Below are 21271 nucleotides of genomic sequence, written 5' to 3'. Positions count from 1 at the left end.
GAACGTGACCACACAGACCGAGGTGCCGCAGCGGCGCGGCACGCCCCAGGACTCGGGCTCCACCCCGGTCATCTCCGTGCGCAGGCTGTGGAAGGTGTTCGGGCCGAAGGCCGACCAGGTGCCGGACTCCGAGGAGCTGTGCGGCCTCACCCGCCGCGAGCTCATGGACCGCACCGGATGCACCGCCGCCGTACGCGACGTCCACTTCGACGTCTCGCCCGGCGAGGTCTTCGTCGTCATGGGCCTGTCCGGCTCCGGCAAGTCCACGCTGGTGCGATGTCTGACCCGGCTGATCGAACCCACCGCGGGTGAAATCGTCTTCGAGGGTGAGGACATCCGCCAGGCCGACGACAAGCGCCTGCGCGATCTGCGCCGTCGCAAGTTCTCCATGGTCTTCCAGCACTTCGGTCTGCTGCCCCACCGCCGCGTCGTCGACAACGTGGCGTTCGGTCTGGAGATCCGCGGCATGAGCAGGGCCGAGCGCACCCGGCGGGCCCAGGAGGTCGTCGAGCTGGTCGGCCTCGCGGGCTACGAGAACTCCTACCCCGACCAGCTGTCCGGCGGTATGCAGCAGCGTGTGGGCCTCGCCCGGGCGCTGGCCGGCGACCCGGACGTGCTCTTCTTCGACGAGCCCTTCTCGGCGCTCGACCCGCTGATCCGCCGTGACATGCAGAACGAGGTCATCCGCCTGCACCACGAGGTCGGCAAGACGATGGTGTTCATCACCCACGACCTCTCCGAGGCCCTCAAGCTGGGCGACCGCATCCTGATCATGCGCGACGGCAAGATGGTCCAGTGCGGCACCGGCGACGAACTGGTGGGCGCCCCCGCCGACGACTACGTCCGTGAGTTCGTCAAGGACGTCCCGCGCGGCGACGTGCTCACCCTGCGCTGGATCATGCGCCCCGTGGAGGACGGCGACGCCCTGGACGGTCCCGAGCTGGGCCCGGACGTCGTGGTGAAGGAGGCCACCCGGGCGGTGCTCGCGGCCGACAAGCCGGTCAAGGTCGTCGAGAACGGCAAGCTGCTCGGCATCGTCGGCGACGAGGAGATCCTCGCGGTGGTCGCCGGGCAGGAAGGCGGCGCGTGATGACCGTCGCCGTGGAGAAGACCGAGAAACCACAGAAGACCGGGTCCGTCGAGCCGCCCGCTCCCGCCGAGAGCGTGCGCAAGGTCAGCCGGTCCATGGTGGTCGGCGCGATCCTGGTCGTCTGGCTGGTGCTGTTCGTCGTACTGCGCGGCAAGCAGACCCTCGCCCTGGCGGCGGCCGACCTGACCGATCTGCACCGGTGGTTCAACGACGTCAACGACTCGATCGGCGCGAACCGCAACTCCAACCCGCTCTTCCTGTACTTCTTCAACGAGATCCGCCTGGTCATCGACTCCCTGGTGACCTTCGTCCAGGAGCTGATCTCACAGCCCTCCGTCGGCCGGCCCGTCCCGCAGATCGGCTGGCTCGGCGTGGTCGGCATCGCCGGCTATGTCTCCTGGGCCGTGGGCAACTGGCGGGTCGCTCTGCTGGCGGTGGCCGGCTTCACCTTCCTCGGCCTGCAGGGCCTGTGGCAGGAGAGCATGGACACCCTGGCGCTCACCGTCTCCGCCGTCTTCGTGGCGCTGGTGTTCGCGATCCCGCTGGGTGTGTGGGCAGGGCTGTCCGATCGGTTCAACCGGTTCGTGACGCCCTTCCTGGACCTCATGCAGACCATGCCGACCTTCGTCTACCTGGCCCCACTGACGCTGTTCTTCCAGATCGGCCCGGCCTCCGCCACGATCGCCACGCTGATCTACGCGGCGCCGCCGACGATCCGCATCACCGCGCACGCCATCCGCTCCGTCCCGGAGACGACGGTGGAGGCGGCCGACTCGCTGGGTGCCACGCGACGGCAGTCCCTGATGAAGGTCCTGCTGCCGATGTCCAAGCGGACCGTGGTGATGGGCGTCAACCAGACCATCATGGCCGCCCTGGCCATGGTGACCATCGCCGCCCTGATCGACGCGCCCGGCCTCGGCAAGACCGTCGTCCAGGCGCTCCAGACCCTCGACGTCGGCACGGCCTTCAACGCGGGTCTGGCCATCGTCGTCATGGCCATCGTGCTGGACCGGGTCACCACCGCGGCGAGCGCACGCCAGGAGGCCGCCCGCCTTTCGAAGAACCGCTTCATCACCTGGCGACGCCCGCTGCTGGCGGCCGGTGCGGCGGTCACGGCGGTCCTGGCCTATCTGTCCCACACCTATCTGTGGGCAGCGGAGTTCCCCGGCGAGGGGAGCACCGGCAGCACCATCAGGAGCACGGCGGACAGCGTGACCACCTGGGTGCAGGACAACCTCTCGGGCGTCACCAACGCCTTCCGGGACGCCCTCACCAACAGTCTGCTCAACCCGTTCCAGGCGCTGCTCACGGACTCCCCGTGGTGGCTCGTCGGCGCGGCACTGATCGCGCTCGCCGTCGTCCTCGGCGGCTGGCGCGCCGGTGTCACCACGGCCGTCTGCGTGGGTCTGCTGGTCGGCACCGGTGTGTGGTCGGACGGCATGACGACGCTGGCGTCCACCCTCGTCGCCACGGTGCTCGTGATGCTGCTCGGCGTCGTCTTCGGCGTCTGGATGGGACGCAGCGCGCTGGTGGACCGGCTGATCCGGCCCACCCTGGACGCGGCCCAGGTCATGCCGCCGTTCGTCTATCTCGTGCCGTTCCTCGCGCTGTTCGGCGCGACCCGCTTCACGGCGATCGTCGCCGCCGTCGTCTACGCGGCTCCCGTCGCCATGAAGATCATCGCGGACGGGGTACGGAACGTGCCCGCGACGACCGTGGAGGCGGCCACCTCCGCCGGGTGCAACACCTGGCAGATCATCACCAAGGTTCAACTGCCGATGGCACGCGGCGCCCTGACTCTCGCGACCAACCAGGGCCTGATCTATGTGCTGTCGATGGTTGTGGTCGGCGGCCTGGTAGGCGCCGGCGCCCTCGGCTACGACGTCGTGGCCGGCTTCTCGCAGGGACAACTGTTCGGGAAGGGGCTCGCCGCAGGGCTTGCCATCGTCCTTCTCGGAGTCATGTTCGACCGGATCACTCAGGCAGCGGCGCGGCGTACCAGCGCGTAAGGAGCAACTGACCATGGCAAGGCAAGCAAGACAGTGGAGAGTCGGCGCGGTCGGCATAGCGGTCCTCGGCCTCACCCTCACCGCCTGCAGCGGTGCGAAGGTCGGTGACAGCTCCTCGGACGCCGGCGGCTCGGGCGGCTCCGGCAAGTGCGGCACCTTCAACCTCGCGGTCAACCCTTGGGTGGGCTACGAGGCCAACGCGGCCGTCATCGCGTACGTCGCGGAGCACGACCTCGGCTGCAAGGTCACCCAGAAGGACCTGAAGGAAGAGATCGCCTGGCAGGGCTTCGGGACGGGCGAGGTCGACGCCGTCGTCGAGAACTGGGGTCACGACGACCTGAAGAAGAAGTACATCACCGACCAGAAGACCGCCGTCGACGCCGGCCCGACCGGCAACGAAGGCCTCATCGGCTGGTACGTGCCGCCGTGGCTGGCCAAGGCGCACCCGGACATCCTCGACTGGAACAACCTCGACAAGTACGCGGCCGAGTTCAAGACCTCCGAGTCCGGCGGCAAGGGCCAGCTCCTCGACGGCGACCCGTCGTTCGTCACCAACGACGAGGCGCTGGTGAAGAACCTGAAGCTGGACTTCAAGGTCGTGTACGCGGGCAGCGAGACCGCCCTCATCCAGGCCTTCCGCAAGGCGGAGAAGGACAAGGAGTGGGTGATCGGCTACTTCTACGAGCCGCAGTGGTTCATGTCCGAGGTGCCCCTGGAGAAGGTCAAGCTGCCCGAGTACAAGGAGGGCTGCGACGCCGACCCCGAGAAGGTCGACTGCGACTACCCCGTGTACAAGCTGGACAAGATCGTCAGCAAGAAGTTCTCCGAGTCCGGCAGTCCCGCCTATGACCTGGTGAAGAACTTCACCTGGACCAACGACGACCAGAACGTCGTGGCGAAGTACATCGCGGTGGACAAGATGACCCCCGAGGCCGCGGCCAAGAAGTGGGTCGAGGCCAACCGCGACAAGGTGGATGCCTGGATCAAGTAGGCCCTTCACGGATGCCCGGTGGGCGGTGCGTACGGACGCGCACCGCCCACCGGGCATTGCTGTTTCTCAAGCCATTTCTCAAGCCGCTCTCCGACGTCACCGGACCTCTTGACACCCACCTGGACGGCAGGCACATTGAGTTGCGCAACCTGAATCATGTTGCGCAGAAAGCAACTCAACCGGAGGTGCGGCGATGGCGGGACCGCGTGTGGTCATCATCGGAGCGGGAGTCGTCGGCGCGGCTCTCGCGGACGAGATCTCGGCGCGGGGCTGGACCGAGGTGACCGTGGTCGACCAGGGGCCGCTCCCGGCCACCGGAGGCTCGTCCTCACACGCCCCCGGCCTGGTCTTCCAGACGAACTCCTCGAAGACCATGACGGAGCTGGCCCGCTACACCGTCGAGAAGTTCTGCTCCCTCGACGTCGACGGCAAGCCCTGCTTCCTCCAGGTCGGCGGCCTCGAAGTGGCGACCACGCCCGAGCGCCTCGCGGAACTGCACCGCCGGCACGGCTGGATCACCGCCTGGGGCATCGAGTCCCGGCTCCTGACCGCCGACGAGTGCGTCGAGAAGCACCCGCTTCTCGACCGTGACAAGGTCCTCGGCGGCCTCCTCGTCCCGACCGACGGCCTCGCCAAGGCGGTCCTCGCCGTCGAGGCGCAGATCCGCCGGGCCACCGAGCGCGGAGTGCGCTTCCTGGCCCGCCACGAGGTCCTCGACGTCCTGAAGGCCGACGGCGAGGTGACCGGCGTCCTGACCGACCAGGGCGAGATCCCCGCCGACATCGTCGTGTGCTGCGCCGGCATCTGGGGCCCGAAGATCGCCCGCATGGCCGGCATGAACCTCCCGCTCACCCCGCTCGCCCACCAGCTCGCCTGGACCGGCCCGATCCCGGCGCTCGCGGGCCAGACCGAGGAGGCGGTCCGCCCGATCCTGCGCCACCAGGACGCCGACCTCTACTACCGCGACCGCTTCGACGGCATCGGCATCGGCTACTACGGCCACCGCCCGATGCCCATCACCGCGGACGAGATCCTCTCCTTCGACGAGGCCGACGAGATGCCGTCGGTCCTGAAGTTCACCGAGGACGACTTCGCGCCCGCCTGGACCGAGACCCAGTCCCTGCTCCCCGCGACGCAGGAGGCCAAGGTCGAGGAGGGCATCAACGGCCTGTTCTCCTTCACCACCGACAACTTCCCGCTCCTCGGCGAGTCCCAGGACGTCAAGGGCTTCTGGGTCGCCGAGGCCGTCTGGGTCACCCACTCCGCGGGCGTCGGCCGGGCCATGGCCGAGTGGCTGGTCGACGGCCACTGCTCGTCCTTCGACCTGCACGAGTGCGACGTCAACCGTTTCGAGCCGCACCAGCTGTCCCCGGAGTACGTCCTCGCCCGCGACTGCCAGAACTTCGTCGAGGTCTACGACATCCTCCACCCCCTCCAGCCCTCTGGCGACCCGCGCCCGATTCGCACCAGCCCCTTCCACGCCCGCCAGCAGGAGCACGGCGCCTTCTTCCTGGAGGCGAGCGGCTGGGAACGCCCGCACTGGTACGAGGCCAACGCGAAGCTGGTCGAGGGCCGTTCCATCCCCACCCCGAACGACTGGGCCGCCCAGTTCTGGTCGCCCATCGTCGGCGCCGAGGCACAGGCCACCCGCGAGACCGTCGCGATGTACGACATGACGGCACTCAAGCGCCTGGAGGTGAGCGGCCCCGGCTCCGCCGAGTTCCTGGAGCGCCTGTGCACCGGCAAGGTCGCCAAGTCGGTCGGCTCGGTCACGTACACCCTGTTCCTCGACCACGACGGCGGCATCCGCAGCGACGTCACCGTCGCCCGCCTCGCCCGCGACCTCTTCCAGATCGGCGCCAACGGCAACCTGGACCTCGACTGGCTCAGCCGCCACCTCCCCGCCGACGGCACCGTCCAGGTCCGCGACATCACCGCCGGCACCTGCTGCATCGGCCTGTGGGGCCCGCTGGCCCGCAAGGTCCTCCAGCCGCTGACGGACGAGGACTTCACCAACGACGGCCTCAAGTACTTCCGCGCCAAGCGCGCCTACATCGGCAGCGTCCCGGTGACGGCGATGCGGCTGTCGTACGTCGGCGAACTCGGCTGGGAGCTGTACACCACCGCCGACCAGGGCCAGAAGCTGTGGGACACCCTGTGGCAGGCGGCGAGGCCGCTGGGCGGCGTCATCGCCGGCCGCGGCGCCTTCAACAGCCTCCGCCTGGAGAAGGGTTACCGCTCCTTCGGCACCGACATGACCTACGAGCACGACCCCTACGAGGCCGGCGTCGGCTTCGCCGTCAAGCTCGACAAGGGCGACTTCATCGGCAAGGCGGCGCTGGAGCGCCGTAAATCCGACGTCCGGCGCAAGCTGACCTGCCTCACCATCGACGACCCGCAGTCGGTCGTCCTCGGCAAGGAGCCGGTGTACGACGGCGACCGCCCGGTCGGCTACGTCACCAGCGCCGCCTACGGCTACACCATCGGCAAGGGCATCGCGTACGCCTGGCTCCCGGCCGAGCTCACCACTCCCGGCACGCCCGTGCAGATCGGCTACTTCGACCAGCGCGTCGATGCCGTCGTCGCCGAGGAGCCGCTGTTCGACCCCACCATGTCCCGCCTGCGTGGCTGACACCCCCGCGTCGACTCCGAGGGAAGGAACACCGCCGGTGAACGCACAGCTGCTCGACGGCAAGGCGACCGCCGCCGATATCCGCCGCGAACTCGCGGAACGCGTGGCCAAGTTGACGGCCACCGACGGCCGCCCGCCCGGCCTGGGCACCGTCCTGGTGGGCGACGACCCCGGCAGCCACGCCTACGTCGCCGGCAAGCACCGCGACTGCGCCCAGGTCGGCATCGCCTCCATCCGACGGGACCTGCCCGCCGATGCCTCACAGGAGCAGGTCGAGGAGACGATCGACGAACTCAACGCCGACCCGGCCTGCACCGGCTACATCGTCCAGCTCCCGCTGCCGCGCCACCTGGACGCCAACGCGGTACTGGAACGCATGGACCCGGCCAAGGACGCCGACGGCCTGCACCCCGTCAACCTCGGCCGGCTCACCCTGGGCGTCGAGGCACCGCTGCCGTGCACCCCGCGCGGGATCGTGGAGCTGCTCCGCCGCCACGACGTACCGCTCGCCGGAGCGCGCGTCTGCGTGATCGGCCGGGGCATCACGGTGGGCCGCCCGATCGGCCTCCTCCTCACCCGCCGCTCCGAGAACGCCACCGTCACCCTGTGCCACACCGGCACCAAGGGCCTGGCCTGGCACGTCCGCGAGGCGGACATCGTCATCGCCGCCGCCGGCTCGCCCGGACTGGTCACCAAGGACATGCTGCGCCCCGGCGCCGCGGTCCTGGACGTCGGCATCACCCGCACCGACCAGGGCCTGGTCGGCGACATCCACCCGGACGCCGCCCAGGTCGCCGGCTGGATCGCGCCCATGCCCGGCGGTGTGGGCCCCATGACCCGAGCGATGTTGCTGGCCAACGTCGTCGAGGCCGCCGAGAGGAACGCCACCGCCGTATGAACGCGAACGTCCCCAAGCACCCGCGGTACTCGCAGTACCCGCACCTCGCAGAAGCCCTTTCAGAAGACGGAGACGTCCGATGAGCTCCCGTACCCCCGGCGCCGACCTCCCCGACCACCCCGACTTCCTGTGGCGTAATCCCGAGCCCAAGAAGTCGTACGACGTGGTGATCGTCGGAGGCGGCGGTCACGGCCTGGCCACCGCGCACTACCTCGCCAAGAACCACGGCATCACCAATGTCGCGGTGCTGGAGAAGGGCTGGCTCGCGGGCGGCAACATGGCCCGCAACACCACGATCATCCGCTCCAACTACCTGTGGGACGAGAGCGCCGGCATCTACGAGCACGCCCTCAAGCTCTGGGAGGGCCTGGCGGACGAGCTCGACTACCCGATCCTCTTCTCCCAGCGCGGCGTGCTGAACCTGGCCCACAGCCTCCAGGACGTCCGCGACAGCGTCCGCCGCGTCGAGGCGAACCGCCTCAACGGCGTGGACGCGGAGTGGCTCGACGCGGACGGCGTCAAGGAGGTCTGCCCGATCGTCAACATCTCGCAGGACGTGCGCTATCCGGTCCTGGGTGCCACGTACCAGCCGCGCGCGGGCATCGCCAAGCACGACTACGTCGCCTGGGGCCTGGCCCGCTCGGCCGACGCCGCCGGCATCGACATCATCCAGAACTGCGAGGTCACGGGTCTGGACGTGATCGGGGGGCGAGTGGTCGGGGTCCAGACCAACCTCGGCCCCATCGCCGCCGGCAAGGTCGCGCTCTGCTCGGCGGGCCACACCTCGGTCCTCGCGGCGATGGCGGGCATCGAACTCCCCATCCAGAGCCACCCGTTGCAGGCATTGGTATCGGAACTCCTCGAGCCGGTGCACCCCACGGTAGTGATGTCCAACGCGGTCCACGTGTACGTCAGCCAAGCCCACAAGGGCGAGCTGGTGATGGGCGCGGGCATCGACGCGTACAACTCGTACACCCAGCGCGGCGCCTTCCACATCATCGAGGAGCAGATGGCGGCGGCCCTGGAGCTGTTCCCCGTCTTCGCCCGCGCCCACGTGCTGCGCACCTGGGGCGGCATCGTCGACACCAGCCCCGACGCCTCACCGATCATCGGGCTCAGCCCCGTCGACAACCTCTATCTCAACTGCGGCTGGGGAACGGGCGGTTTCAAGGCCACTCCGGGCGTCGGCTGGGTCTACGCCCACACCATCGCCCACGACACCCCGCACGCCCTCAACGCCCCCTTCTCGCTCGACCGTTTCACCACCGGCGCGCTCGTCGACGAGCACGGCGCTGCCGCGGTGGCCCACTAGGGAGCCGAACCCATGCTGCTCATCCCCTGCCCGTGGTGCGGGCCCCGCGACGAGGCCGAGTTCCACTACGGCGGCCAGGCCCACGTGCCGTACCCGGAGAACCCGGCGTCCCTCTCCGACGAGGACTGGGCCCGCTACCTCTTCTTCCGCGACAACCCCAAGGGCCCCTTCGCCGAACGCTGGAGCCACTCGGCGGGCTGCCGCCGCTGGTTCAACGCGGTGCGGGACACGTCGACGAACGAGATCCTGACGGTGTACAGGACGGGTGAGGAACGCCCGGCGGCCGTGGAGTCACGTCCGGTCATTTCCCAGCCGGGTCCGGTCACTTCTCAGCCCAGCTCGGCAGAACCAGCCCGTCCGGCGTTTGAGGACGAGGCCCTTTCGGGGCCGAAGCGGGGGTCTGGGGGCGGCAGCCCCCAGGATGGGACGGGTAGGGGCGGCGGGGGCGCTGCATCCATCAGCGGCTCCGCCGCGGGCCAGCCGTTCCGCCACACCACGCGCGGCCGAGTGGACCGCGAAACCCCCCTCACCTTCACCTTCGACGGCACCGAATACCAGGGCTACCGAGGCGACACCCTCGCCTCCGCCCTCCTCGCCAACGGCGTCATCCAGGCCGGCACCAGCATCAAGCTCGGCCGCCCCCGAGGCATCTTCTCCGCAGGCGTCGAAGAACCCAACGCGGTCATCCAGATCGAGGAACCCTTCCCGGAGCCCATGCTCCCCGCCACGACCGTAGAGCTCTACGACGGCCTGGTCGCGACCAGCCTCCCCGGCCAGGGCCGCCTCGCCACCGACCCCGACCCCGCCCGCTACGACGCCGTACACGCCCACTGCGACCTGCTGATCGTCGGCGCCGGCCCGGCCGGCCTCGCGGCAGCGGCGGCCGCGGCGAGAAGCGGCGCCCGCGTCATCCTCGCCGACGACCAGCCGGAACTCGGCGGCAGCCTCCTCGGCACGGCCCAACACCTCGACTGGATACGGGAGGTGACGGAGCAGCTCGACGCCGCCCCCGAGGTCCGCGTCCTGCCCCGCACCACCGTCTTCGGCTACTACGACGACAACCACCTCCTCGCCGTCGAGCGCCGCACCAACCACCTCGGCGCCGACGCCCCCGAGAACGTCTCCCGCGAACGCGTCTGGCGCATCCGCGCCCGCCGGGTCGTCCTCGCCACCGGCGCCCACGAGCGTTCGCTGGCCTTCGCGAACAACGACCGCCCCGGCGTGATGCTGGCCTCCTCGGCCCGCACCCACGTCAACCGCCACGGCGTCCTGCCCGGCCGCCACGCGGTGGTCTTCACCACCAACGACAGTGCGTACGAGGCGGCCCTGGACCTCGCCTCGGCGGGCCTGGCCATCGCGGCGATCGTCGACACCCGCCCCGAACCGGGGGAGTGGGCCGAGCGCGCGAGGGCGGCGGGTATCGAAGTCCTCCCCGGCCACGCCGTCACCGGCACGGAAGGCGGCGAGGCACGCCTCACCGCCGTGACCGTCGCACCGTACGGAGAGTCCGCGGGGCGGCGCGAGTTCGCCGCCGACCTGCTGCTGGTCTCCGGCGGCTGGAACCCGGTGGCGCACCTGTTCAGCCAGTGCGGCGGCAAGCTGCGCCACGACGAGACGCTGGGCTCCTTCGTCCCCGACGCCTGCCGTCAGGCCGTCGAGGTCGCGGGCAGCGCGAGCGGCGCCCTCGACCCGGCCACGGTCCTGGCGCAGGGCGCGGCCGCCGGTGCCCGCGCCGTCGAGGCCGAGGGATACACGACCGAGGCACCGCGCCTGCCGGAGGTGCCCGCGCAGCCGCGGCCGACGCCGCCGATGCACGTGTACGTGGTCCCGGGGGACACGGACGGCCCCGCCTTCGTCGACCTCCAGCGCGACGTCACCGTCGACGACCTGGCCCGCGCGACCGGCGCCGGTCTGCGCTCGGTCGAGCACACCAAGCGCTACACCACGGCCGGCACCGCCAACGACCAGGGCAAGACCTCCGGCGTCCTGGCCAGCGGCGTCGTCGCCGAACTGCTCGGCGTGGACATCTCGGCGCTCGGCACGACCACCTTCCGCCCGCCGTACATGCCGGTCTCCTTCGCCGCCCTCGCGGGCCGCGACCGGGGCGTGCTGAGCGACCCGGTGCGCACGACCGCCATCCACGAGTGGCATGTCGCGCACGGCGCCCTGTTCGAGAACGTCGGCCAGTGGAAGCGCCCCTGGTACTACCCGCAGGCCGGCGAGGACATGGAAGCCGCCGTACTGCGCGAGTGTGCCGCCACCCGCGAGAGCGTCGGCTTCATGGACGCCTCCACGCTCGGCAAGATCGACGTGCAGGGCCCGGACGCCGGCGTCTTCCTCGACCGGCTCTACACCAACATGATGAGCACCCTGAAGGTCGGCATGATCCGCTACGGCGTCATGTGCCGCCCGGACGGCATGGTCTTCGACGACGGCACCGTCATCCGCGTCGCCCCGGAGCGCTTCCTGGTCACCACGACAACGGGCAACGCCGCCGCCGTACTCGACTGGATGGAGGAGTGGCACCAGACCGAGTGGCCCGAGCTGAAGGTGCACTGCACCTCCGTGACCGAGCAGTGGGCCACGGTCGCGCTCGTCGGCCCGAAGTCCCGTGAGGTCCTCGGCTCGCTCGCGCCCCAACTCGCCGTGGCCAACGACGACTTCCCGTTCATGGCCTGGCGGGAGACGAGCGTCGCGGGCATCGAGGCCCGGGTCTGCCGGATCAGCTTCTCCGGCGAACTCGCCTTCGAGATCAACGTGTCGCCGTGGCAGGGCCTCGCCCTGTGGGAGGCCGTGTACGAGGCCGGCGCCCCGTACGGCATCACCCCGTACGGCACGGAGACCATGCACGTCCTGCGCGCCGAGAAGGGCTACCCGATCATCGGCCAGGACACCGACGGCACGGTCACTCCGCAGGACCTCGGCATGAGCTGGGTGGTGTCGAAGAAGAAGCCGGACTTCGTGGGCAAGCGGTCCTACGCCCGCGCGGACACGTCCCGCCCCGACCGCAAGCACCTGGTCGGCCTGCTCCCCGAGGACCCGGGCACCTTCCTCCCGGAGGGCACCCACCTGATCGCCGACGGGGTGCTGCCGGCCCCGCCCGTCCCCATGCTCGGCCATGTCACCTCCAGCTATCGCAGCGCCGCCCTGGGCCGGACGTTCGCGCTCGCCCTGATCAAGGGCGGCCGGGACCGCATCGGCGAGCGGCTGTACGCCCCCGTCGGCGACCAACTGGTGCCGGTGACCGTCGCCAGCCCTGTCCTCTACGACCCCGAGGGAGCTCGCCGCGATGGCTGACACCGCCCTTACCGCCCCGCTCCGCAGCCCGCTGTCGCACGTCGCGGACCGCCTGGCCGCCGCGACCCGCTCGTCCGAGGGTGCGATCAGGCTGGCCGAACTCCCCTTCCTGGCCCAGCTCAACGTGCGCCTCGACGCCAAGGGAGCGGCGGCGGCAGCCGTCGGCCTCGCACTGGACCTGCAACTGCCGCTCCAGCCGAACACCGTCGTCCGCGCGGGGGAGTCGACCGCACTGTGGCTCGGCCCGGACGAGTGGCTGCTGGTGGGGCCGCCGGGGAGCGAGCGGGACCTGGAGAGCCGGATCCGGGAGGCCGCCGGCGACGAGCACGTCTCCGTCACCGACGTCTCCGCACAGCGCACCACGCTCCTGGTCACGGGCCCGCGCGCCCATGACCTGCTGGCCCACGGCTGTCCGCTGGACCTGCATCCGCGGGCCTTCGGCTCCGGCCGCTGTGCCCAGACGACGCTGGGCCGCACCCAGGTCGTCCTGGTCGCCCGGGACGAACCCAGGGCCGGATTCTGGGTCCTGGTGCGCTCGACGTTCGCCGGCTATCTGGCGGACTGGCTGCTCGACGCGGCGACCGAGTACCGCTGAGAAAACCCGGCGGGCCCGCACCCCGCCGGCCCCTGTGGGAGCTCCGCTCAGGAGCTCCCACAGGGCTTTGCGGTCGTGGCGGAACTGCGACGCGTCCTGCCCGTCGTCCGGGAGCTCTCCGAACTCTCCGCGGCGGGCGCCATGGCCTCGCCGACCCCGCGATGCTGCCGCTGATGGCCTGCTGATGCACTGGCGTGGACACTCCGCCGGTATGCAGGCGAACGCCGTCTACGACGACGTCGTCACCGACGTGCTCGACGAACTGCGGCTGAGGCTCGACGCCGCGCTGGAGGCGGGAATACCGCCGGGCTGCCTGGTCGTCGACCCCGGGCTGGGCTTCGCCAAGACGCCCGACCACAATGGGGAGCTGCTGGGCCGCCTCGGGGACGTCATGGCCCTGGGACACCCGGTCCTCGTGGGCGCGTCACGCAAGTCGTTCCTGGGCAGTCTGCTGGTGGACCGGACGACGGGACAGCCCCGTCCCGCGCGGCTGCGCGATGCCGCGACCACCGCCGTGTCCGTGCTCGCCGCCGCACAGGGCGTCCGGTGTCTGCGCGTGCACGATGTCGCATCGACTGCGGACGCGATACGAGTGACGGCCCGCTGGGGCGTCGAGGCGGCGGCGTCGGCAGGGTCGCCGCTGGGCTGAGCGCCGCACCGGCCGAACGCCGCAGCGGCCGAATGCCGTCGTACCGAGCGCCCCTGTGGGGCCTCAGCCGAGATGGCCCATACGGCGGCTGATTTCGTCCGCGCCGCTGATCAGCGCGGGTGCGAGTTCGTGGATGCGTTCCTCGGTGAAGCGGTATGTGGGGCCGGAGGCGCTGAGGGCGGCGATCACCTCGCCGTCGCGGGAGCGGATCGGGGCCGCCATGGCGTGCAGCCCGATCTCGAGTTCCTCCAGCGCGACCGCGTATCCGCGCTCGCGCGCCTCGGCCAGGTTCTTCTCCAGCTTGGCCCTCGAGGTCAGGGTGTGCGGCGTCAGCTTCTGCGTCCCCGACGCGGCGAGCACGCCGGCGCGCTCCTTCTCCGTCAGATGGGCCAGCAGGATCTTGCCGCTCGACGTGGCGTGCAGCGGGGTGAGCTGGCCGACCCAGTTGTGGGTGCCGACCGCGCCCGGGCCGCGTACCTGATACAGGTTGACCGCGTAGTGCTCCTGGAGGACGGCGATGTTGACCGTCTCGCCGACCTCCTCGCTGAGCCGCTCGCACACCGTGCGGCCTTGCTGGGTGATGTCGAGGCGGCCCGTGACGGCGCCGGCCAGGCGTACGATCCCGAAGCCCAGCCGGTACTTGCCCCGCTCGGCCGTCTGCTCGACCAGGCCGCGCGTTTCCAGGGCCCCGAGCAGACGGAACGCGGTGGACTTGTGCACGTCGATCTCGGCGGCCACCTCGCTGACGCCCGCCTCGCCGCGCTGGGCGAGGATCTCAAGGACGCTGACGGCGCGGTCGACGGACTGCACCCCGTTCACCGCGGGACCCGCTGTTTCGCTATCTGCGGTGTAGTTGCTCATCGCGCAACTATACGCACGGGTCTTCGCGGGTTCCATGGGCCTTTGTGCGTCCCGCAGGGGCCGTGGAAAACGGCGGGAACGGCCGGATCCGGCCGCCCGCATGGTCGCACGGCCCGCCTCGTCAGCGGAAGACCACTGTGCAGTTCCCGTTCACCAGCACCCGGCTCTCGCTGTGCCACTCCACGGCGCGGGCGAGCACCTGGGCCTCGACGTCACGGCCGATGGTGACCAGTTCGTCGGGGTCGCGCGAGTGGTCCACGCGGACGACGTCCTGCTCGATGATCGGGCCTTCGTCGAGGTCGGGCGTGACGTAGTGGGCCGTGGCCCCGACGAGCTTCACACCGCGCTGGTGCGCCTGGACGTACGGCCGGGCCCCCTTGAAGCTCGGCAGGAACGAGTGGTGGATGTTGATGGCCTTGCCGTCGAGCTGCTTGCACAGGTCGTCGGAGAGGATCTGCATGTAGCGGGCCAGTACCACCAGGTCGACGTCCAGCTCGCGCACGAGCTCCAGCAGCCGTGCCTCGGCCTGGGCCTTGGTCTCCTTGGTCACCGGGACATGGTGGAAGGGGATGCCGTAGCTCTGCGCCAGGGGCTCGAAGTCACGGTGGTTGGAGACGATCGCCGGGATCTCGATGTTGAGCGCGCCGGTGGACCTGCGGAAGAGCAGGTCGTTCAGGCAGTGGCCGAACTTCGACACCATGATCAGCGCGCGGGTCGGGGTCGAGGCGTCATGCAGCTGCCAGCTGATCCCGTACGCCTGGCCGACGGGGCCGAAGCCGGTGCGCAGGTCCTCCAGGGAGATGCCGGGGTCCGTGACGTCGAAGTGGACCCGCATGAAGAAGCGGTCCTGCAGTCGGTCGTCGAACTGCCGGCTCTCCAGGATGTTGCCGGAGTGGCTGATGAGAAAGGTGGTCACGGCGTGGACGAGACCGGCCTGGTCGGGGCAGGAAAGGGTGAGGACGAACTCACGGCCGGGCTGCGGTCGAGGAGACATTGCCTTCCTCCGTCGTCAGGTGGTGCGAATTACGCAACACGGTGAGCTATGCGCAACATGATTGGGCGCGGGGGCCCAAGTGGTCAAGGGGTGGTCCGGCGGAAGTGGTCCAGGCGCTCCTGGCCAGGTAGTGCACAGCATGCCCGTGGGTGCCCGGAGTCCGTTTTTCGACGGGATGGCAAGTTCGCGCGACCGGCCGCTTGACAGTGGGTGTCCGCAGGGAGACAGTTTGGGCGGTCGTTGCTTATAGCGAAGAGAGTTGTGTAATACGCAACTCAACCTCAAGTGGCGGCTTGCCCCCGGGGTCTCGCCCTGGCTGGGGTGAAGTTCCCTCCCTCCCTCCCGCCATCCAGAACATCAGGCCGAAGATCCCGAAGCTCCCGAAGATCGCATTCGGCCGTCCCCTCGACGAGGAGATCGACCGTGACACACGAGGTACGCGCCGTCGTCGCCCGGCAGAAGGGCGCACCGGTCTCGGTGGAGACCATCCTGGTGCCGAACCCGGGCCCCGGTGAGGCCCTGGTGCGGGTGCAGGCCTGCGGTGTCTGCCACACCGATCTGCACTACCGGGAGGGCGGGATCAACGACGAGTTCCCGTTCCTGCTCGGCCACGAGGCGGCGGGCGTCGTCGAGTCGGTCGGCGAGGGCGTCACCGACGTCGCGCCCGGCGACTTCGTCGTCCTCAACTGGCGTGCTGTCTGCGGCACTTGCCGGGCGTGCGGCAAGGGCGAGCCGTGGTACTGCTTCGCCACCCACAACGCCACCCAGCCGATGACCCTGGCCGACGGCACCCCGCTCTCCCCGGCCCTCGGCATCGGCGCCTTCGCCGAGAAGACCCTGGTCGCCGCCGGCCAGTGCACCAAGGTCGACCCGGCCGCCCGGCCCGCCGCGGCCGGCTTGCTCGGCTGCGGGGTGATGGCCGGGTTCGGCGCCGCGGTCAACACCGGCGGAGTGGGCCGCGGCGACTCGATCGCGGTGATCGGCTGCGGCGGCGTGGGCATGGCCGCGATCGCGGGCGCCAAGGTGGCCGGTGCGAGCCGGATCATCGCGGTGGACGTCGACGAGCGGAAGCTGAAGTGGGCCGAGCAGTTCGGCGCCACCGACACCGTCGACTCCTCCCGGACCGACGCCGTCGAGGCGATCCGTGAGCTGACCGGAGGCTTCGGCGCCGACGTCGTGGTGGACGCGGTGGGCCGCCCCGAGACCTTCAAGCAGGCTTTCTACGCCCGCGACCTGGCCGGCACCGCCGTCCTGGTCGGCGTTCCCACCCCGGAGCTGACCCTCGACCTGCCCCTGCTGGACGTCTTCGGCCGTGGCGGGGCGCTGAAGTCCTCCTGGTACGGCGACTGCCTGCCCTCCCGGGACTTCCCCGCCCTGATCGACCTCTACCTCCAGGGCCGCTTCGACCTGGGCGAGTTCGTCACCGAAACCATCACCCTGGAGGACGTGGAGGCCGCGTTCGCCAAGATGCACCACGGCGACGTCCTGCGCTCGGTGGTGCTCCTGTGACCGCGCGCATCGAACGCCTCGTCACCTCCGGCACCTTCGAACTGGACGGCGGCTGCTGGGAGGTCGACAACAACGTCCGGCTGATCGGCAACGACGACGAGGTCACCTGAATCTGCATCTTCCGCACCTGAATCTTCCGCGTCTGAATCTTCCGAAGGTGACACGATGACCATCACGAACCTGCCGCCCAGCCTGATCCCCACGCTGTCCGGCGAGTACTACACCGACGCCGAGGTCTTCGCCCAGGAGCAGGAGCGGGTCTTCGAGGCCATGTGGTTCTGCGTGGCCCGAGCCCCCGAGCTGGCCAAGCCCGGCGCCTTCCGCACCTGTCAGGTCGGACGCGAGAGCGTGCTCGTCTCCCGCTCGCGGGACGGCTCGATCAAGGCGTTCCTCAACATCTGCCGGCACCGCGGGGCCAAGCTGTGCACCGAGGAGTCCGGCGAGGTCAAGCGCGCCTTCCAGTGTCCTTACCACGCCTGGACCTACGGTCTGGACGGCAAGCTGGTCGCCGCCCCCAACCTGACGTCGATGCCGGACATCGACCGGACCGAGTACGGCCTGATCGACGTCCATGTACGCGAGTGGCTCGGCTATGTGTGGGTGTGCCTCGCCGACGAGCCGCCGTCCTTCGAGGCCGAGGTGATGGGCGCGGTCGTCGAGCGGCTCGGCGACGTCGAGTCGATCGAGCGCTACGGCATCGACGACCTGAAGGTGGGCCGCCGTATCACCTACGACGTGAAGGCCAACTGGAAGCTCATCATCGAGAACTTCATGGAGTGCTACCACTGCGCCACGATCCACCCCGAACTCACCGAGGTGCTCCCCGAGTTCGCGGACGGCTACGCCGCCCAGTACTACGTCGGGCACGGCGCCGAGTTCGGCGAGGACGTCCAGGGCTTCACGGTGGACGGCTCCGAGGGCCTGGACCGCATCCCGGGCGTCGCAGAGGACCAGGACCGCCGCTACTACGCGATCACCGTCCGTCCGCAGGTCTTCATCAACCTCGTGCCCGACCACGTGATCTTCCACCGGATGTACCCGATGGCACCCGACCGCACGGTCGTCGAGTGCGACTGGCTGTACCTGCCGCACGTCGTGGAGAGCGGCAAGGACGTGGAGCGTTCGGTGGAGCTGTTCCACCGGGTCAACCAGCAGGACTTCGACGCCTGTGAGCGCACCCAGCCGGCGATGAGCTCGAAGGCGTACGCCAAGGGCGGCGTCCTGGTGCCCAGCGAGCACCACATCGGCGAGTTCCACACCTGGCTGCAGAACAAGCTCGAGGTGCGCCCCACGCGCTGACCCCACCCCAGAAACGCCCGCCCACCTGCTGTTACGGCCCCTCCGGCCGGTGGGCGGGCCATGGGGCTGCCCCGCTGGGCAGGTTGCGAATCACGCAACGTTGAGCATCATCGGAAATTGATATGCGACGCCTCCCTTGACAACGCCCGCGCCGCGCGGAAAGCATGTTGCGTATAGCGAATGTCGTTGTGTTATGTGAGACAACTCCCCGTCTGGAGCCGGCATGAGGAGCATCACCGTCGTCGGAGCGTCGCTGGCAGGACTGAGCATGGTCCGCGCGCTGCGCGCAGAGGGCTATGACGGCGAGATCGTCGTCGTGGGGGAGGAGCGCCACACTCCCTACGACCGACCCCCGCTGTCCAAGGACTTCCTCAAGGGGGACATCGACGCCGAGGGGCTCGCGCTCGGCGACGCGGACGAGTACGAGGTCCTGGACGCGCAGTGGCTGCTCGGCGAGCGCGCCGTGCGGCTCGACCCCGTCGCCCGCACCGTGACCCTGGCCGGGGGACGGCATGTGCGCACCGACGGCATCGTCATCGCGACCGGCGCCGGCCCCCGCACCCTCCCCGGCACCGACGGGTTGGCCGGCGTTCACACCCTGCGCACCCTGGACGACGCCCAGGCCCTGCGCGCCGAACTGCTCGACGGCCTGCCCAGGGTCGTCGTCATCGGTGCCGGGTTCATCGGCGCCGAGGTGGCCTCCACCGCACACCGGCTCGGGCTCCACGTCACCGTCGTCGAGGCACTCCCCGTACCCCTTGAGCGCCAACTCGGGCGCGAGATGGGGCTGGTGGTCTCCTCCCTCCACAGTGATCACGGGGTCCGGCTGCTGTGCGGAACCGGCGTGGCGGAACTGATCGGCGAGCGCCGGGTCGCGGGCGTACGGCTGGCGGACGGCCGCGTGCTGCCCGCCGATATCGTCGTGGCCGGTGTGGGCGTGCGGCCCAACACCGACTGGCTCGCCGGGTCCGGCGTGCAGGTGGACGACGGCGTGGTGTGCGACGCCGGCTGCTCGACCGGCGTCCCGGGCGTGGTCGCCGTCGGTGACGTCGCCCGCTGCCCCAACCCGTTCACCGGACGGCACGCCCGCATCGAGCACTGGAGCAGCGCCACCGAGCAGGCGAAGACCGCCGCCCGCACCCTGCTGACCGGTTTGTCGGCCCCCGCCCCGCTCACCGCGCCGTACTTCTGGTCCGACCAGTACCAGTCGCGCATCCAGGTCGCCGGATACGTCGCCCCCGGCGCCGAGCCCGAGGTCGTCGAGGGCGACATCGACAGCCGTACCTTCACGGCCGTCTACCGGCGCGAGGGCACCCCCGTCGCCGTGCTCTCCCTCAACCAGCCGAAGTTCTTCAACCGGCTCCGCCGCACTCTCGTCCCCGCCGCCGCAGCCGTCGTGTCATGACCTCCGCGCCCCGCCTCTCCCTGGAATCCGCGGGGGAGACCGCCCTGAGCATTCCGCGGCACCTGCGTTACACCTGGGACCACGAGTGGCTGGTCGTGGACGAGGGCAACGCCACCGTCGGCATCACCGCGTTCGCGGCGAAGGCCCTCGGTGACGTGGTCGACGTCCGTCTGCCCGCGGTCGGTTCCTGGGTCGAGGCGGGGGAGAGCTGCGGGCGGATCGAGTCACTGACCGCCGTCAGCGGCCTGTACGCGCCTGCCTCGGGCCGGGTCCTGGAAGTCAACACCGCGCTGACCGACGACCCCGGCGTCGTCAACTCCGCCCCCTACACCGGCGGCTGGCTGTTCCGGCTGCGCGTCGAGAACATCGCCGGTGCGCTGTCCGCCGATGCCTACGCCGCCCACTGTGCCCACACCCAAGGAGACCGCCGATGACCCTGTTCAACCAGCCCCTGCACGAGCTCGACCCGGCCATCGCCGCCGCGCTCGACGCCGAGCTGGAGCGCCAGCAGTCCACCCTGGAGATGATCGCCTCCGAGAACTTCGCGCCGGTCGCAGTGCTGGAGGCTCAGGGTTCGGTCCTGACGAACAAGTACGCCGAGGGCTATCCGGGCCGTCGTTACTACGGTGGCTGTGAGCACGTCGACGTGGCCGAGCAGATCGCCATCGACCGGATCAAGGAGCTGTTCGGCGCGGAGTACGCCAACGTGCAGCCCCACTCCGGTGCTTCGGCCAACCAGGCGGCCCTGTTCGCGCTGGCCCAGCCCGGCGACACCATCCTGGGTCTGGACCTGGCGCACGGCGGCCACCTCACCCACGGGATGCGGCTGAACTTCTCCGGCAAGCAGTTCAACGTCGTCCCCTACCACGTGGACGACTCCGGTTTGGTGGACATGGCCGAGGTGGAGCGGCTGGCCAAGGAGCACCGGCCGAAGGTGATCATCGCGGGGTGGTCGGCGTACCCGCGGCAGCTGGACTTCGCGGAGTTCCGGCGGATCGCCGACGAGGTCGAGGCGTATCTGTGGGTCGACATGGCGCACTTCGCCGGTCTGGTCGCGGCCGGGCTGCACCCCAACCCCGTCGAGTACGCGGACGTGGTCACCTCCACGACGCACAAGACCCTCGGCGGGCCGCGCGGCGGCATCATCCTCGCCAGGCAGGCCTTCGCGAAGAAGCTGAACTCCTCGGTCTTCCCGGGCTTCCAGGGCGGCCCGCTGGAGCATGTGATCGCGGCCAAGGCGGTCTCCTTCAAGGTCGCCGCGTCGCAGGAGTTCAAGGAGCGCCAGCGCCGTACGGTCGAGGGCGCGAAGATCCTCGCCGAGCGGCTGACCGCGCCGGACGCCCGTGAGGCCGGGGTGAACGTGCTGTCCGGCGGCACGGACGTGCACCTGATCCTGGTCGACCTGCGCAACTCCGAGCTGGACGGGCAGCAGGCCGAGGACCGGCTCCACGAGGTCGGCATCACGGTCAACCGCAACGCCGTCCCGAACGACCCGCGCCCGCCGATGGTGACCTCGGGCCTGCGCATCGGCACCCCGGCCCTGGCCACCCGCGGCTTCCAGGCCGAGGACTTCGCCGAGGTCGCCGACGTCATCGCCGAAGCGCTGAAGCCCTCGTACGACACGGTCGCCCTCAAGGCCCGGGTCAAGACGCTGGCCGACAAGCACCCGCTGTACGCCGGCCTGTAACCGACACCCTCCCGCAGGGGCGTGCCGTGACCGCTCGGCACGC

The 21271-nt window shown here is 70.2% G+C and carries 16 protein-coding genes and 1 pseudogene; 15 read left to right on the top strand and 2 right to left on the bottom strand.

All coding sequences use genetic code 11. The features are described 5' to 3' along the window. Nucleotides 1-4 precede the first annotated feature (4 nt). The 9 genes from EHO50_RS14805 (at nt 5) to EHO50_RS14765 (ending at nt 13473) form a co-directional block, all read left to right on the top strand. Complete coding sequence (locus EHO50_RS14805; RefSeq protein ID WP_128430538.1) at nt 5-1090, top strand: quaternary amine ABC transporter ATP-binding protein; 1086 nt, start codon at nt 5-7, stop codon at nt 1088-1090. After that, complete coding sequence (locus tag EHO50_RS14800; RefSeq protein WP_128430537.1) at nt 1090-3099, top strand: ABC transporter permease; 2010 nt, start codon at nt 1090-1092, stop codon at nt 3097-3099. Before EHO50_RS14805 ends, EHO50_RS14800 begins: the two co-directional genes overlap by 1 nt. Nucleotides 3100-3112: 13 nt before the next feature. Next, a complete protein-coding gene (locus EHO50_RS14795) occupies nt 3113-4090 on the top strand; it encodes an ABC transporter substrate-binding protein (protein ID WP_128430536.1) in 978 nt (325 codons plus the stop codon). Between the two features lie 193 nt (nt 4091-4283). After that, the gene (locus tag EHO50_RS14790) at nt 4284-6722 is read left to right on the top strand and encodes a GcvT family protein (protein WP_128430535.1); all 2439 of its coding nucleotides are present in this window, start codon (nt 4284-4286) and stop codon (nt 6720-6722) included. A gap of 37 nt (nt 6723-6759) precedes the next feature. Next, a complete protein-coding gene (locus EHO50_RS14785; RefSeq protein WP_128430534.1) occupies nt 6760-7620 on the top strand; it encodes a bifunctional methylenetetrahydrofolate dehydrogenase/methenyltetrahydrofolate cyclohydrolase in 861 nt (286 codons plus the stop codon). 79 nt (nt 7621-7699) lie between these two features. After that, entirely contained in the window at nt 7700-8932 is a 1233-nt protein-coding gene (locus tag EHO50_RS14780; protein ID WP_128430533.1) for a sarcosine oxidase subunit beta family protein, read from the top strand. Nucleotides 8933-8944: 12 nt separating this feature from the next. Beyond that, nucleotides 8945-12229, top strand: a complete 3285-nt coding sequence (locus EHO50_RS14775; protein ID WP_128430532.1) for a sarcosine oxidase subunit alpha family protein — start codon at nt 8945-8947, stop codon at nt 12227-12229. Next, nucleotides 12222-12824: a sarcosine oxidase subunit gamma gene (locus EHO50_RS14770; RefSeq protein ID WP_128430531.1), complete on the top strand. Its 603-nt coding sequence runs from the start codon at nt 12222-12224 to the stop codon at nt 12822-12824. Before EHO50_RS14775 ends, EHO50_RS14770 begins: the two co-directional genes overlap by 8 nt. A 211-nt stretch (nt 12825-13035) precedes the next feature. Further along, nucleotides 13036-13473, top strand: coding sequence for a dihydropteroate synthase (locus EHO50_RS14765; RefSeq protein WP_246101152.1), 438 nt, complete (start codon nt 13036-13038; stop codon nt 13471-13473). A gap of 63 nt (nt 13474-13536) precedes the next feature. Here the strand turns inward: EHO50_RS14765 and EHO50_RS14760 are convergent, their stop codons facing one another. Next, nucleotides 13537-14334 (bottom strand): IclR family transcriptional regulator, encoded by a 798-nt coding sequence (locus tag EHO50_RS14760; RefSeq protein WP_128430529.1) that lies wholly within the window; start codon nt 14332-14334, stop codon nt 13537-13539. 121 nt (nt 14335-14455) lie between these two features. Then, a complete protein-coding gene (purU, locus tag EHO50_RS14755; RefSeq protein WP_128430528.1) occupies nt 14456-15328 on the bottom strand; it encodes a formyltetrahydrofolate deformylase in 873 nt (290 codons plus the stop codon). 423 nt (nt 15329-15751) lie between these two features. On the opposite strand from purU, the gene EHO50_RS14750 reads away from it, so the two are divergent. The 6 genes and pseudogenes from EHO50_RS14750 to glyA all read left to right on the top strand — a co-directional run bounded on the left by EHO50_RS14750 (nt 15752) and on the right by glyA (nt 21228). Continuing rightward, nucleotides 15752-16837: an S-(hydroxymethyl)mycothiol dehydrogenase gene (locus tag EHO50_RS14750; RefSeq protein WP_128430527.1), complete on the top strand. Its 1086-nt coding sequence runs from the start codon at nt 15752-15754 to the stop codon at nt 16835-16837. After that, a pseudogene (locus EHO50_RS14745) lies at nt 16834-16941 on the top strand (MBL fold metallo-hydrolase); the annotation flags it as partial. The gene EHO50_RS14750 and the pseudogene EHO50_RS14745, both read left to right, overlap by 4 nt. Nucleotides 16942-17002: 61 nt before the next feature. Then, entirely contained in the window at nt 17003-18136 is a 1134-nt protein-coding gene (locus EHO50_RS14740) for an aromatic ring-hydroxylating oxygenase subunit alpha (protein WP_128430526.1), read from the top strand. Nucleotides 18137-18359: 223 nt separating this feature from the next. Beyond that, nucleotides 18360-19541: an NAD(P)/FAD-dependent oxidoreductase gene (locus EHO50_RS14735; RefSeq protein ID WP_128430525.1), complete on the top strand. Its 1182-nt coding sequence runs from the start codon at nt 18360-18362 to the stop codon at nt 19539-19541. Further along, the gene (gcvH, locus tag EHO50_RS14730) at nt 19538-19975 is read left to right on the top strand and encodes a glycine cleavage system protein GcvH (RefSeq protein ID WP_425472176.1); all 438 of its coding nucleotides are present in this window, start codon (nt 19538-19540) and stop codon (nt 19973-19975) included. The genes EHO50_RS14735 and gcvH overlap by 4 nt, the downstream gene beginning before the upstream one ends. Continuing rightward, nucleotides 19972-21228 (top strand): serine hydroxymethyltransferase, encoded by a 1257-nt coding sequence (gene glyA / locus EHO50_RS14725; protein WP_128430524.1) that lies wholly within the window; start codon nt 19972-19974, stop codon nt 21226-21228. Before gcvH ends, glyA begins: the two co-directional genes overlap by 4 nt. Nucleotides 21229-21271: the final 43 nt, after the last annotated feature.

The organism is Streptomyces cyaneus (assembly GCF_004028635.1).
Classification (GTDB): domain Bacteria; phylum Actinomycetota; class Actinomycetes; order Streptomycetales; family Streptomycetaceae; genus Streptomyces; species Streptomyces cyaneus.
Note: the sequence above shows the minus strand (reverse complement) of the source record. Positions and strands in the feature narration are given on the sequence as shown.